The sequence below is a fragment of the Runella sp. MFBS21 genome (assembly GCF_029433105.1).
GTDB lineage: Bacteria > Bacteroidota > Bacteroidia > Cytophagales > Spirosomataceae > Runella.
Genome location: NZ_JARNTW010000016.1, coordinates 75,960 through 90,793 on the forward strand (window position 1 = coordinate 75,960; position 14,834 = coordinate 90,793).

The 14,834-nt window shown below is 42.9% G+C and carries 12 protein-coding genes; 6 read left to right on the top strand and 6 right to left on the bottom strand.

Annotated elements, in window-relative coordinates; genetic code table 11:
- Positions 1-18 precede the first annotated feature (18 nt).
- From P1X15_RS23890 to P1X15_RS23900, 3 genes are read right to left on the bottom strand one after another with little or no spacing between them, the layout of a single operon-like run.
- The gene (locus P1X15_RS23890; protein WP_277340654.1) at positions 19-3,561 is read right to left on the bottom strand and encodes a TonB-dependent receptor; all 3,543 of its coding nucleotides are present in this window, start codon (positions 3,559-3,561) and stop codon (positions 19-21) included.
- Entirely contained in the window at positions 3,558-4,568 is a 1,011-nt protein-coding gene (locus tag P1X15_RS23895) for a FecR family protein (RefSeq protein WP_277340655.1), read from the bottom strand. Before P1X15_RS23895 ends, P1X15_RS23890 begins: the two co-directional genes overlap by 4 nt.
- Before the next feature lie 58 nt (positions 4,569-4,626).
- The gene (locus tag P1X15_RS23900) at positions 4,627-5,277 is read right to left on the bottom strand and encodes an RNA polymerase sigma-70 factor (protein WP_277340656.1); all 651 of its coding nucleotides are present in this window, start codon (positions 5,275-5,277) and stop codon (positions 4,627-4,629) included.
- Positions 5,278-5,570: 293 nt separating this feature from the next.
- Here P1X15_RS23900 and P1X15_RS23905 point away from each other — a divergent pair, with 293 nt between their 5' ends.
- From P1X15_RS23905 to P1X15_RS23930, 6 genes are read left to right on the top strand one after another with little or no spacing between them, the layout of a single operon-like run.
- Positions 5,571-5,966, top strand: coding sequence for an AraC family transcriptional regulator (locus P1X15_RS23905; RefSeq protein ID WP_277340657.1), 396 nt, complete (start codon positions 5,571-5,573; stop codon positions 5,964-5,966).
- 46 nt (positions 5,967-6,012) lie between these two features.
- Positions 6,013-6,363, top strand: coding sequence for a DoxX family protein (locus tag P1X15_RS23910; RefSeq protein ID WP_277340658.1), 351 nt, complete (start codon positions 6,013-6,015; stop codon positions 6,361-6,363).
- 47 nt (positions 6,364-6,410) lie between these two features.
- Positions 6,411-6,803 carry a hypothetical protein gene (locus P1X15_RS23915; RefSeq protein WP_277340659.1) on the top strand — a complete coding sequence of 131 codons (393 nt, stop codon included), beginning with the start codon at positions 6,411-6,413 and terminating at the stop codon, positions 6,801-6,803.
- A 13-nt stretch (positions 6,804-6,816) separates the two neighbouring features.
- The gene (locus tag P1X15_RS23920) at positions 6,817-8,424 is read left to right on the top strand and encodes a Na+/H+ antiporter (protein ID WP_277340660.1); all 1,608 of its coding nucleotides are present in this window, start codon (positions 6,817-6,819) and stop codon (positions 8,422-8,424) included.
- Positions 8,425-8,435: 11 nt separating this feature from the next.
- Positions 8,436-9,452, top strand: coding sequence for a bestrophin family protein (locus P1X15_RS23925; protein ID WP_277340661.1), 1,017 nt, complete (start codon positions 8,436-8,438; stop codon positions 9,450-9,452).
- A gap of 7 nt (positions 9,453-9,459) precedes the next feature.
- Complete coding sequence (locus P1X15_RS23930) at positions 9,460-10,203, top strand: hypothetical protein (protein WP_277340662.1); 744 nt, start codon at positions 9,460-9,462, stop codon at positions 10,201-10,203.
- Positions 10,204-10,210: 7 nt separating this feature from the next.
- Here P1X15_RS23930 and P1X15_RS23935 read toward each other — a convergent pair whose 3' ends face one another.
- The 3 genes from P1X15_RS23935 to P1X15_RS23945 all read right to left on the bottom strand — a co-directional run bounded on the left by P1X15_RS23935 (position 10,211) and on the right by P1X15_RS23945 (position 14,789).
- A complete protein-coding gene (locus P1X15_RS23935) occupies positions 10,211-11,101 on the bottom strand; it encodes an alpha/beta hydrolase (RefSeq protein WP_277340663.1) in 891 nt (296 codons plus the stop codon).
- A 78-nt stretch (positions 11,102-11,179) separates the two neighbouring features.
- Complete coding sequence (locus P1X15_RS23940; RefSeq protein WP_277340664.1) at positions 11,180-12,631, bottom strand: sulfatase; 1,452 nt, start codon at positions 12,629-12,631, stop codon at positions 11,180-11,182.
- Between the two features lie 49 nt (positions 12,632-12,680).
- The gene (locus tag P1X15_RS23945; RefSeq protein WP_277340665.1) at positions 12,681-14,789 is read right to left on the bottom strand and encodes a pyrroloquinoline quinone-dependent dehydrogenase; all 2,109 of its coding nucleotides are present in this window, start codon (positions 14,787-14,789) and stop codon (positions 12,681-12,683) included.
- Positions 14,790-14,834 lie beyond the last annotated feature (45 nt).

Below are 14,834 nucleotides of genomic sequence, written 5' to 3' on the forward strand. Positions count from 1 at the left end.
GTTGATTTCGGTTAATACTTAAAAATCAATACTTAAGCCGACAGTCGATTGTTTCATGGTAGGGTAGTTGAAACTATCAATCCCCGAATTCCCTCCCCGAATTTCTGGGTCAAACCCTTTGTAGTTGGTAAACGTCAGGATGTTTTCCAAACTACAATAGACCCGAATTCCTTCAATAGACATTTTTTGGGTAATGGCTTTCGGAAGTCTATATCCCAACTGCACGTTTTTGACCCGCAGATACGACTTATCTACAATCCAAAAATCACTAAGGGCTTTATTAATTGTAGCTGTTGAGGTTAGAAGCCGAGGATAAGTAGCATCGGTTCGGCCTAATACCCAACGGCCATCGGCTACCTCCTTGTTGATTAAAAATTGAGTAGCTGGGGTAGGTGTTCGCCAATCATCAAGCCAATAGTCTTTAAACCCTCCCGTGCCCTGAAGCAGACACGCAAAATCAAACCCTTTCCATTGCAGATTGAGATTGATGCCATAGATAAGGCGAGGGGAGGTACCATGACCCACTACGTATTTGTCGTCGTTGTTGATAAGGCCGTCACCATTCAAATCTTTATAAAGCAAGTCGCCCAATTGCGGTGTACCAAAAGCAGCAAAGGGATTTTGTTTCTGTCCAGCGGCATTTACAGGTGCATTGTCAATAATTTGCTGCACTACTTCCATATCAGCGGGTGTTTGTAGAATCCGATCAGTAGCCAATACAAAAAGGACATTAGCAGGCAACCCTTCCTGCAACAGGTTTTCGTTGGAAATGGTCCGTTCGTCTCCTTTGAACTTCGTGACTTTGTTGTCCACAAAAGCCATATTTCCCCCGATTTGGTATTTCAACTCTCCTACTCGGTTGCTCCATGCGAGGTTCAATTCAACTCCCTGATTACGCACACGAGCGGCGTTTTGCTGGGGCAAAGAGGCGGTTCCGCGTACGTTGGGGGCTGGCAACCCAATCAAAATGTTGCGCGTGTCTTTATTGAACAATTCCAACGAACCACTCAAACGATTGCGAAGTATGCCAAAATCAATCCCAATATTACTCACATACGTACTTTCCCACGTGATGATAGAGTTGGCGATAGCAGTTTGAGCAAAACCCGTTTGTAAGGTTCCATTCAAGATATAGTTGGAAGAATTGTAGAGTGCCTGATAATCGTAATTGCCAATGCTATTATTACCCAAAGCTCCATACGACGCCCGAAGTTTGAGATTGTCCAACCAGCCCATTCCTTTCATAAAACTCTCCTCTGTGATACGCCATCCTGCTGAAATAGAAGGAAAAAGCCCCCAGCGCGTATCCCCTGCTCTAAACCGTGATGAGCCGTCGTAGCGGAGATTTCCTTCTAGTAAGTATTTATCTTTCCAACCTAAGTTTAGGCGTCCAAAGTAAGAGTTCATAGCCCAATCAGAAGCATTTCCAGAGGCATCAGCATCGATAGTAGCAGCGTTTATAACGGTCAAAGAAGGGTCTGTCAAATCATATTTCTGAGCTTCAAACCACGATGACTTATAATATTCCTGACTGACTCCTACCATGGCATGTACATTGAAAGTATTGGCAAAGGTGTTTTGATACCGCATAATTCCGTCCATGTACTTGCGCAATGTTCGCTCACTCCGGTTCAGCACATAGGTTCTTCCAGTACCTGCCACTACAATGCTGTTGGTACGGAAACTCCAGCGGTCTAAAAATACGGGTTGTTGTTCTTTTAGATAGCCCGTTTGTTCGTAGTTGTAAGAGCCTTCAATGGTGAGTCCTTTAACGGGGTTGAAAATTCCGAAAAACCGAGTTGCCAGCCGATTCTGACTAATATCCCCTTTACGAGAATTGACGATAGCCAAAGCGTTATTCGTCACGCCGCTCCCGTCGGGGCTGTTTGAGGCTCCATACCGTCCATCAGGCGAACGATACACCATGGCAGGTGACGTGGAAGCACTCCAGCGAAAAGCATTATTATTATCAAGTGCATCAGTCCCAATATCGGTGCTTGAATTGGTACCGCTGGCCAATACGCCGAGCGTCAGATAAGGTTTTACTTTGGCTTCCAGATTTACGCGACCTGAATAGCGGCGAAAACCTGTATTTTCTAAAATACCAGGGTTGTTCAAATAGCCAAACGAACTGAAAAACTTGATTTTGTCGGTACCACCGTTTATAGATAAATTATGGTTTTGTGAAATCACGTTTTGTCCAAACAAATCACGCCAATCAGTGTTAGGGTACATCAGTGGGTTTTGACCCGCATCGTTTTTCCACATATCAATCGACGATTGCGGAAACGGCATGGCTACCCCAGGGGTAGTATTACGCACCGACTCATTATAAAGCTCCATATGAGTAACGTAATCACTGATTGTTTCCACCAAACGTGTCGCTTTTTGAGCGGCCACGTAGCCGTTATAATTAACTTTCATTGTTCCCTCTTTGCCTTTTTTGGTCGTAATCAGAATCACGCCATTGGCCGCTCGCGAACCGTAAATAGCCGCTGAGGCCGCATCTTTTAGTACCGAAATGGTTTCCACATCCTGCGGGTTGAGGTTGTTCATATTTGACTCCACCCCATCGACAATCACCAGTGGGCTGGCGTTGTTGAGTGTGCCTGCACCTCGAATCAACAAGGTGGCTCCGTCGCCCCCTGGGCGAGCATTTCCTTGGTTGACCGACAAACCAGGTGCTAATCCATACAAACTTGAGGATAAGGAAGTGATAGGACGACTTTCGGCCACTTTGGCCATGTCAATGGTGGCTACAGCTCCTGTCAGATTTACTTTTTTTTGTGTGCCATACCCTACCACCACAACCTCTTCGAGTGCTTTGGTGTCTATTTGCATTGACACATTGATTTGGGTTTGTTTCCCTACCATTATTTCTTTGGACAAATACCCCACAAACGAGAATACCAAGACTGATTTTTCATCCATCACACTGAGGGTATATTTGCCGTTGCCATCAGTACTCGTACCGCGTTGAGTTCCTTTCACAATCACACTCACTCCCGGCAACCCTTCTCCTTTTTCGTCAATGACTCTGCCCGAAATGGAAACATCAGCGACTTGTTTGGTCTGTAAAATGGCAGGGTTGGGGACTGTCATTGACGTAAGAGTCGGGATTTGCAGCTCTTTTTCGTCCCGTAACTCAAGCGAAGTTTTAGTTTCTAGCAGCAACTCATTAGCACTACTTTTCTGTTTTTTTTCTAATTTTATAGGAAAGACAACATACTGTGATTGACCGATTTTTTTATAATTGAGTCCAAAAGGTTTTAATAAATCTTCAAGCTGATGCTCAAGTTTGCGTTTTTGAGGGGGAACTACATCAACTGTGATACCTTGTATAACCGATTCCTCAAACAAAATACTGACTTTGTATGCGCGACTTAATTCATTTAACAAATCTTTGAGACGTTTAGGTGCTTGATGATTCGCCGAGAAGTCCACCTGCAACACCGACTTGTTTTCTGCAAAAGCCATTACTTGTGCTCTCCCTGTCAAGCCAAGATGACACACAAGTACTAAAAAGACATACCTGCATTTTAGGGTATAGTTGTTCTTCATAAATTTTTTGTTGAAGGGTTATGAATGATTATCTTTTGTCCGTTTTGTTCAATAGAAATAGTAAGCAGAAGTGATATTGTCTCGGCAACATCTTTGGGCGTATCAGCTTTAAAATACCCCGACAAACGACGCTGATTAAGGCTACTATCCGTCAAAACCACCTCCACCCCAAAGTGTTCTTCTATCACTTGTGCGACTTCCCAAAGAGGCGTATTATCAAAATAAAACTGGTGGTTTTTCCAAGCATTATGCGGTTGAGTACCCTGGGTTTTGAGAAGCTCAGGGTGGTTATTTTGGGTAGTGTAGGTAACTATATCACCAGGTTTCATGGCCAATTGCTTCCCTGCTTCATAGTGTACTTTTACACTCCCTTTATTGAGAACTACTTTTTTTCCTCGTTTACGTGAAAACATGACAAACTCAGTACCAAGTACCTCTACATTGAAGTCGTCGTTGGTTTGAACGATAAAACGTTTATTGTCAGAGGTATGCGAAACTACAAATTCGGCTTCTCCCTCCAATACCACCTGACGGTGGGTTTTGGCGAAACCCCAACGTGGGACAAACAAGCTCGAATTGGCATTTAAGGTTACTACCGTACCGTCCGACAGTCGAAGCGTTTGGGTTTTGGCATTGCCCGTTTGGAAATGTTCGTAACGTATGTCGCGTTGAAAAAAAACCACACTAATGCCTAGCAGTAGAAGTATAGAAGCCGCAAGAATCCATTTTTTCCAAAGCACTTTAGGTTCGTTATATTCTACTTCCAAAGAGAGAGGGCGTATTGCTGGTGGTGTAGCATCGTCCAGCAAAATTTTAAAATCTTGCAACGCCCGTTCTGTATTGGGCATATACTGAGGATGTTGGCTTTCCCACTCATTAAGCCACTGAAAAAACAACACTTCATTTTGAGGATTACCCAACCACTCTTCTATCATTTTGCGTTGCATAGTGGTGGCTCTCCCTTCAAAGAAGTCAAATAATACGCTTTTAGGAATCGACGAATTCATTTTCATCTCAAAGTTTTTTCATTAGACAAACAAAACATGAGTTACCTCACCCTACGGCTTAGTAAAACGGGAAGAGATTTACCAAAAAAATAACTAGCCATTCTCCTTTTAAACCTTGACGTAGCTTGGCCAATGCTCGACTGATGAGTCGCTCGACAGCACTGACCGAAATATCTAATTCTTCGGCTATCTCAACGTATTTTTTCCCTTCTAAGCGATTAAGTTGGAAAGCCTTACGAGATTGAGGAGGCAATTGCTGTATCAAATCATCTACCTTATTTGCCAACTCATTATAGTGTAGCTGAGCATCTGGCGGCAGGCTTTGTTCGGTAAAATGACTAGCCGATTCCAGTTCAGTCGATCGGTTCAGTTCATACTTAAGGTAGTTGTAGGCACGATAACGAACCGCCTTATAGAGGTATCCTTCGTAAGAAATCGTGATATTTTCAAAGATTTTTTTCTGCCAAAAGTTAGCAAATACCTCCGCGACGATTTCCTCTGCGATGTCTTTGGCATACACAAACCGTATGGCATGATTGCAAAGGTTGGCGTAATAACATCTAAACAAATGCTCACATCCTTTTCGAGGATCTTGCTCAAAAAGCTTTCGAAGAAACTCCTCTTGATTAATCACAGTCGTATCATCATCAGAAGAAAGTTGTATTCCGGGAACTGTCTCTTTTGGATTTGGAGTAAAAGGTCGTGTCATAACACTATCTCAAGCTATTATTGAACAACACCAAGACAAAATTGTATTATTATACCCCACACTCTAAAAATATATTTTTATTGGGTTTCACAAATTAAGTGCCTACGCAACGTTAATTGTGATTCGTCAACTGTTAATCGCACTGGCAAACATTTTGCTAATTTCCTAATTACCAACAAATTGCTAACCAACGCACAACAGCCAATAGTGCGTAAGTACTCAATGGCTAAAGCACCATTAATTTTCATATCAGATAATTTTATATTTTACACCTGCAACCTACTTCGATTATTATGAAAAATACTGAAAACGAAACCCTAAAAAGAAGTGACCAGTTAGTGACGCACTATTTCTTTTTGTTGGATTCTCACCTAAATGACCTGATCAGTGGCAAAACAAATGATATGTTTGAATTAAATGATATTGCAAACATCCTGTGCGTATCTCAGAAGCATCTCATCAAAATCATACAGAAAGCAAAAGGTAATCATCCTTGCCATTTTTATATGGAAAAAATCTTAGAACAGTCCAAACTGCTGCTCTCCGATACCGATTGGAGCATTGCCGAAATAGCTCACCGACTTACCTACGACCCTTCTAATTTTACCAAATTTTTCAAAAAATATGAAGGAAAAACACCCTCTGAATATCGAATGGAAGTAAAAAAAGCGAAAAGTTCACCATTATAAAGCCGTTTGTTATACAGATTTTTGTCCCACTTAACCATTCATTTTTATGATACTCAAAATCGTCAACTCCATTCTTATACTTGTTGCCGTTTTTATGGGCTTTAAGCAGGGCTACGCTATGTTCTCTGCAAAACCTGAAATGCTGGATATGTTTGGCAAATGGGGTTTTAATAAGTCAGGTCTGATGATAAACGGCGCTGTCACTATTATCGCGGCCTTGTTGATTTTATACCCAAAAACATTCGTTTGGGGTAATTTTTTAATGGCCGCAGGGATACTACTGATTATCTGTTTTCATCTCTTTGATAAGGATATCAAGGGCGTAGCCATAGAACTTCCCTTTCTATTTCTTAATCTAATCATTATCTATTTACAACATCCTTTGAATAAGGGGTGAAGGTAAAGCCTCCCACAGTTATTGAAATGAAATATACGTCAATCCTAATGGCACTAGTACTTAGCCTGTATAGTGCAAGCTACGCACAACCTAAAAATCAATTCCCAAAATCGACCACCATGGATTTATCAAAAATCACCAACCAAACAGTAAAACAGGCCATAGAAGCATTGCAATCGGGCGATAAAGCTTGGTACGACTTCTTTTCCGACAAAGTGGTTATGACCGATGACGGCAACAAAATGGACTTCAAAAGCTTCTTTGCCAAAGCACTAGGAAAAGAGAAGTTTCTAACAATCGACAAAGTAGAAAATGACGGAAAAGACATCTACGGAAATTTTCAAGCGGGACAATGGGGCACGTTTAAAGTTTTCTTCAAATTTCATCAAAATGCGGAAGGTAAGTTTGACCGACTTGATATAGGGCAAGCGACATATTAATTTACAACTATAAATGCATCACACTTTACTCCTCATTTTAAGTTTATTGTTTGTCATAATGCTACTAGTATTGTTGGCAAAAAAAATAAAAGTGGCCTATCCTATTTTCCTTGTTATTGCAGGGTTAGGCATAAGTTTTATTCCTCAGATACCACATTTACATCTTGATCCCGAATTAATTTTTTTGATTTTCCTCCCCCCTCTTTTGTACGAAGCAGCGTGGTATACCTCATGGAATGACTTCTGGAAATGGAAACGACCGATTGCCTTATTGGCATTCGGTTTAGTATTTTTTACTTCTACGGTCATTGCCTATGCCTCTTCTTCCTTTATTCCAGGCTTTACATTGGCTTTAGGTTTTTTATTGGGCGGAATCATATCACCGCCAGACGCGGTCGCCGCCGCTACGGTGCTTAAAGGCATGAGCGTCCCCAAAAGGGTTTTGACCATACTCGAAGGCGAAAGTTTGGTCAATGATGCTTCTTCGCTCATTGTGTTCAAATTTGCTTTGACAGCGGTTTTGACTGGTACTTTTTCGATGCAGGAAGCCACAGGGCAATTTTTCCTTGTAGCTGGCATGGGAATTGTTGTCGGGCTGGCGGGTGCCCATATCATGTACGCCGTACATCGTTTTTTGCCTACGACACCCGCCATTGATGCGGCCCTCACCGTAATGACACCTTACATCTTGTTTTTGGTAGCCGAGCAGTTTCATTTTTCGGGAGTTATGGCCGTAGTAAGCGGTGGACTGTTTATGTCATATCGCTCACATGAAGTATTCCAAACGGGCAGTACGCGGATAAATATGCTCGGAGTATGGACCACGATGATATTCGTCATGAACGCTTTGGTATTTATACTGATAGGGCTGGCGCTCCCCGAAATTATCAACGGACTAGGCAACTACTCCATTGCAGAAGGTATCAAATATGGGTTGATTATCAGTGTCATTACCATTGCGTTACGCTTCCTTTGGGTATATCCAGCGGCTCATATTCCTCGTTGGCTGAGTGCCAAAGCAAGGCAAGACCCTTCGCCTGGTTGGAAAGGCCCTTTGGTAATTAGCTGGGCTGGAATGCGCGGTGTGGTATCGTTGGCCACGGCACTTTCTATTCCTCTAGTGATGAGCAATGGTACCCCATTTCCGCATCGGAACCTCATTGTGTTCATCACGTTCGTTGTCATTTTTGTGACACTAGTGTTTCAGGGATTGACTTTACCTTTCATCATCAAAGGCATTAAACTGCAAGAAATTGATCTCATTCTCCCCGAAGAACAACAGCAGGAGGGCATTCGGCTACGACTGGATACGATTGCCTTGAAATTATTGAATGACAAATACGCTTCTTCCCTCAAAGAAAATGAATTAGTCAGTTTTCTAAAAGACAATTTAGAAAGCGAAATTAGCAGTACAAAACACCGTCTGGAATCGTTGGAATGCCGCGAAACTGACCACCAAGAAATTGAGCATTACCATAACGTCTTACTAGAAATCTACGCATTGCAGCGCAAAGAACTCTTCCAAGTTCGAAAAGAAAAGTTCTTTAGCGATGAGGAAATTCGAAAAGCCGAGTTGCAATTAGATTTGAATGAATTAAAAATAACAGGGCACAGCCACTAATCAACTTCTCCATGAATATTTCGACCCATTACAAATTAATCCATTTCTTACCGTGGTCGAGGCACCATGTGTACAAAATGCTCTTGATTAGCACCTTACCAACGTTATTGTTTTATTTTACAGGTTGGAAGTGGTTGGCTATTCCGTGGGTTCCAGTGGCTTTATTAGGAACAGCAACCGCTTTTATTTCTGGTTTTAAAAATACACAGACTTACAATCGCACCTGGGAAGCAAGGCAAATTTACGGAGCTATTATCAATTGCAGTCGTAGTTTCGGCATTATGATAAAGGATTTTGTACGTACCAAAGAGAAAGAAAAAGAAGCTGCCCTACACCAAGAACTAATGTATCGACACTTCGCTTGGCTCACAGCGTTGCGTTTTCAGTTAAGAGAAACAAAAAGTTGGGAAAACGTAAAAACCAAAAGTTATAATCGTGAGTATCTCAATTACTATAAGGTGCCCGAATGGGAAAAAACACTTGCCGAAGAACTCATCCCTTTCTTATCTGAAGATGAAAGACAGTATATACTGGCCACCAAAAACAGAGCTACACAACTACTAGCTACTCAATCGTCGCAGCTCCGAGAACTCAACGAACAAGGCTTGATAACAGACTATAACTACGTAGCTCTTGAGAGTCAGTTAAAAGAACTGTATGACCAACAAGGAAAATGCGAGCGCATCAAAAACTTCCCCTACCCAAGGCAGTTTTCGAGCATTAACTTGTACTTTACGCAAGCACTTTGCTACATCATTCCATTTGGGTTTTTAGGCGAATTTTCAAAATTAATGGAGAAATCAGGTGACTGGGTTATCTGGTTCACAATTCCATTCAGCGTATTGATAGGTTGGGTCTTCCTTGTGCTGGAGCAGGTAGGAGAAAGTACCGAAAATCCATTTGAAGGAAGTGCCAATGACATTCCGATTACTCAAATCAGCCGAAACATTGAAATCGACTTGCGGGAAATGTTAGGTGAAAAAGACCTACCTCCCGCCATTCAACCCATTAACAACATCATTTTGTAAGAAAAACATGAATAATCCGCATTTAGATACCGTAAGAAAATGGTACCCTACCGCCTTAAGCTCCATTGACACCGTCAACCGGCTTTTAGATACCATTGAGCGCCAATTAAATCTAAACCCCCATCAATTGATGCACGCCGATAGTATGTGCTGTGACGATGTAAATGCTATCCAATATCCCCCCAGAGCACTGGAAATGCTGGGCCCTTTTCACATGGGAGGATTGAATGGCTTTCCGTTTGCGGGCATTACGGGGATGAATGCCTTTGCGCACCACGTACCAGAAGACGGAGCCGTGATTATCTTCTATGCACCTCACATTGGTATTACCAAAGACGGAAAAATCGGCGAAATAGGGAGAATCGGTCAAAGTACCAACTCGGCCTGTTGTGGTGCTGCTAAAGGTGCCTTAGGGAAATTGGCAGCCGGACAAATAATCGAAGGCAACATAAGCTCACTGGACTTTCAGATGAATACCATTGAGCAGATTTTTTTACATCAGAAAAACCGTATTCTGAATGCTGAAAACCAGATTTATGAAGCGACCGAGGTGATGTACGAAGCGATTGATAACCGCATAGAAGTATTAGTAAAAGAGACTCACTATCTGTGCAAATATGTGTTGTTGGTGGGAGCTATTTTTATCAATGGCGACAAGGACATGGGTTCATTTTGCCAATACAAAAAGTTTGACTGCCTCAATCTCGAAACAGGAGCACGTAAAAGCTTGATGAAAGAGTATTACGAGTAGTTTCTATTTATGGTTTCAAATACCCGTATTTTATCAAAAATTGTTCTATACGGGTATTTATTTCTTTATAAATAAAGGAATCTTTGGGCAAAGAATTGAAAAAACCGTGCTTTTGTCCTGCAAAACGATACAACTCGCAATCATTGCCTAACGAGTGCATCTTCTGACAAAACTCTTCTACATTCGTAATCGGCACTGTAGTATCAGCTTCACCATGAAAAATAATAGTCGGCGGAACCCCCTTCTGAAGATGCGCAACGGGGGAAAGCGCTCCGGCGTTTTCAGCCAACCATTCATGCCCATACCCACCAAGAGTAGTTTTTACGACGGGATTGAACAAAACAAGAGCATTCGGTTTTTCACTTAGGCTAGTATCTTCGCTAGGTTCGTTGAAGCCACTTAAAACTGCCGCCGCCAATGCCAAATGCCCCCCCGCCGATCCCCCGAAAGCTACAATACTATCGGGCTGAATGTGAAGTCTTGCTGCATTTTTGCGCACCCAACGCATGGCCGATTTGGCATCTTGCAGCGATTGTATAGGGGTACTTTTGTGACGTGTACTTACCCGATAATCAACCGCTAAGGTCACCATGCCCCGCTCCGCTAAAACATGACACCAATCCTCAAATTGCTTGACGCTACCTCGCCGCCAACCACCCCCAAAGAAAAATATAGCCGCTGGATATGCGTTCTTTTTGAGATGAGCAGGCGGAGAGAATATACTTATACGAAGCTGGCTTTCTCCCACCTGCTTGTATATCTCTACCTGCGCCCCTGGCAATACACGTTGGGATAACTGTAGAGTATCTGATAGTTGTGCCACAACAACGTAGCTGCTTGGGAATAAAAACCCACTTAAAAGTAAACATTTCAAAAGAAGTTTCATGCGATAGTTCATTGTGTTTACAGTTTTATTGAGCCGCACTATTGCCTTTGAGGCAAGCTACTAAAAGTATCCGAAAACAATGCCTGATAGCTATTTTTTTTCGGTGTTATTAGGAATATAATTTGGATTTGGAAGAGGCATTTGTGCCTTTAGTTGCAAGCGCCAATCGGCCAGCAACTGCCGCATTTTCTGTGTTTTTTCGGGCATTTGGAGTGCCAAATTCTTTTCCTCCGAAATATCGTTCCGAAGATTAAACAATTCAAAGGTATTGGTTTCATAAAGTTCCACTAGCTTATAATCCCCTACACGTACGGCTCCTGCTGGACGCCCCATCTGGTTGGAAAAATGAGGGTAATGCCAAAAAATCGGACGCTCAGATGAGAATGCTTTTTGCGGTTCTAGGAATAAAGAACGTTGGCTAATGCCGTCAATATCAGCGGGCAATTCTGTAATCCCTGTCAATTCACATAAGGTAGGCAAGTAATCTATACTGCTGTAATACACATCGGAAGTAATGCCTTTGGGTATTTTTCCTTCCCAACTCATAATGGCCGGGACGCGAGTTCCCCCTTCATACACATGACCTTTCCATTTGCGCAATGGTTCGTTGGTAGTAGGGGCAGGCCCTAGTTCTTCCATTCCCAATCCTCCATTGTCGGAGGTAAAAACAATGAGCGTATTTTCTAAAACCCCTTGCTCTTTTAAAGCTTGAACTAGCCGCCCGACCCCGTCATCGAGACTTTCCAACATCGCCCCGTAATTAGGATTATATTTACCTTTAAATTTTTCATATTTCTGCATGTATTTACTCAGTTTGTCGGCACGCGGAATCATCATAACATGCGGCGCCGAGTATGCCATATACAGAAAAAAGGGGCGATTCGAAGCGCGAGTATCCGACGCTCGTTGGGCATTTTGTTGAATAAACTCCACACCGTAGTCGGTCAGCTTATCAGTTAAGTAGGTCGTTCCTTTGTCTTCATAATCAGTCTGGTTAGGGGCATCTTTGAGAATGCTATAATTGTAATAATCCAGTCCATTTTTACCAATCATACGGCTATAGTCAAACCCTTGATTCCATGGCCCCTGACTCTGAAGTTTTCCTGCTTCTTTGGAATGCAAATGCCATTTGCCTACCATGCCTGTGGTATATCCCTTGTTTTTTAGCAATTCCGCCAAGGTCGTTTCGTCCGAACTTAGTTCTGCCTCCCATTTCGGCGGGATAACGGACGAGGATTTATCTACTCTATTACCTGCGATATAATTCGTCAGGCGTAATCGTGCGGGATATTTACCAGTCATGATTGAGGCTCGCGTTGGCGAACACACAGGACAAGCCGCGTACGCTTGCGTAAAACGCACACCATTTTGGGCGAGTTTATCCAAATTGGGAGTTTCGTTAAACGGATTACCATAACAACTTAAATCCTTCCATCCCAAATCATCAGCCAGAATAAAAACAATGTTGAATTGCGAATTTTGCTGTGTGTATCCTAATTCAATAATGCTCACTAAGAAAACAACCAACCATACCTTTTTCATAAGATGTTCAGATTAAAGAGTATATACTTTTAAAATTAATATTTCTTTATCATGGCAGCGCAAAAGTGACGTATTTATCCCCCGATTTGGTTTTGAGTTTTCCTCCACCACAGGCAATGACGACGTACTGTTTCCCATTCACAGCATACGTACTCGGCGAGGCATAGCCCCCCGCAGGTAGCGGATGTTCCCAGAGGATTTTGCCCGTGTCTTTGTCAAGCACTCGAAACTTCTCATCGCGACTTGCTGCAATGAATATCAAGCCACTTGCTGTCACCAACGGCCCTCCATAATTGTCAGTGCCCGTAGGAACGATACCTCTTTTAGTCAGTTCGGGATACTCGCCCAGCGGTACCTGCCAGCGGTGTTTGCCCGTATTTAGGTCAATGGCCGTCAGGGTTCCCCACGGTGGTGTGCTAACGGTATACCCCTCACTATCATACCAGCGATTATAGCCTGTATGTTGGTAAGGTATAACCTCTTTCTGAGTCGTAGCTACTTGTTTATCGGTAGTATTGTTATACAAAAACGCAATAATAGAGTTGCGTTCAGCAACTGAAATATGCGAAAAAGAAGGCATCATACCTCGACCTGTCATCAATAGCTTATTTACCTGTGCTTTAGACAAACGCTTTTCTAATTGCAACAAAGAAGGATACGAACCATCGTGGTTGCCTTTGCGATCTAATCCATGACAAGCCGAGCAGTACAACCGATAAGAATTGTTGCTTTCTTTTGTATTTTTTGTTTCTTTATTTCGCCGAATCAACGTCATATGAACGGGATTTTCTTTGGCAGGAACATACAAGATTCCTTCAGGGTCAGCAGCAGCACCACCCCACTGCGCCCCTCCGTCGGTACCAGGAAAAAAAACAGTCATTTTTTCAGTCAACGGAATATAAGGCGTTCCGGTACGGGCTTTACGAATCATTACTTTCAAAGAATCGCGGTTGGAAGCCCACGGATTGATGTCTTTTTCGGTGAATGACTGACGCGTGAAAGGCACAGGCAATTGCGGAATCGGTTGGGTATGGCTTGGTTGCTCGCCCACCGCCGCTTCCTGCGGAAAAGGAGTTTCTTTGATTGGAAAAATGGGTTTCCCTGTTACTCGGTCAAAAACAAACGTAAAGCCTTGCTTAGTAACCTGAGCTACTACGTCTATTTTTTGAGGCCGACCGCCAGGACCTTGGCGCGTAATAGTTAGTAAATTAGGAGGAGCGGGTGGATCACGATCCCAAATATCATGATGTACAAGCTGATAATGCCAAAGTCGTTTGCCAGTAGCAGCATCCAACGCCAACAAACAATTAGCATAAAGATTATTTCCTTTTCGATTTGCTCCATAAAAATCATGAGCTGCCGACCCCGTCGGAGCGTACAAGATGCCTCTTTCTCGGTCGATAGCCATGCCCATCCAGTTATTAGCTCCTCCGATTCGCTGCCTTGGATTCTGGGGAGACCAAGTTTCATGACCGGGTTCGCCTTTTTGGGGAATGGTATGAAAAGTCCAAACCAACTTACCCGTTCGAGTATCATAAGCGCGGATATCTCCTAATAATGCCGTTTCACTCTCCGACACGCGTGTACCCGTAATGAGCAGGTTTTTGTAGATGGTATTAGGCGTATTTGACACCACGTAATTGTCGGCTCCGGGGCGCTCAATGCCTATTTTAAGATCAATTTTGCCATTATTGCCAAAGCTCTCAATAAGTTTTCCGGTATTGGCCTCCAACGCGTAAAGCCATTTTCCTGCGCCAAAAAAAATTCGTTTGTCCAAACCGTCTGCCCAATACGTAACCCCTCGGCTCGTAGTACCGCCATTGTCAGTAAAATCAGTTTTCCAACGTTGCTTCCCCGTGGCGGCATCTATCGCAAAAGCCTGTGTATTGGCCGAAACGCCGTAGAGAATCCCGTCGATAATAATCGGATTGCATTGCATTTGGGTGCGGTTTTGGAGGGTATCGGCTCCTCCCGATGCATAACTCCAAGCTACTTTCAGGTGCGCTACATTGGCTTTATTGATTTGGGTCAAAGGAGAATAATGATTTCGAGCGCCGTCACCATTGTATTCGGGCCAATCGCTGTGATCATCTAATGTTTGAAACCCCCAAACAATAAGCAAGAAAGCAACCAGACAAAGATTCGATATTTTGAACATATTATAGCGACAATAAAACCTGCAAGTGCCCCAGTTCCAAAAGAT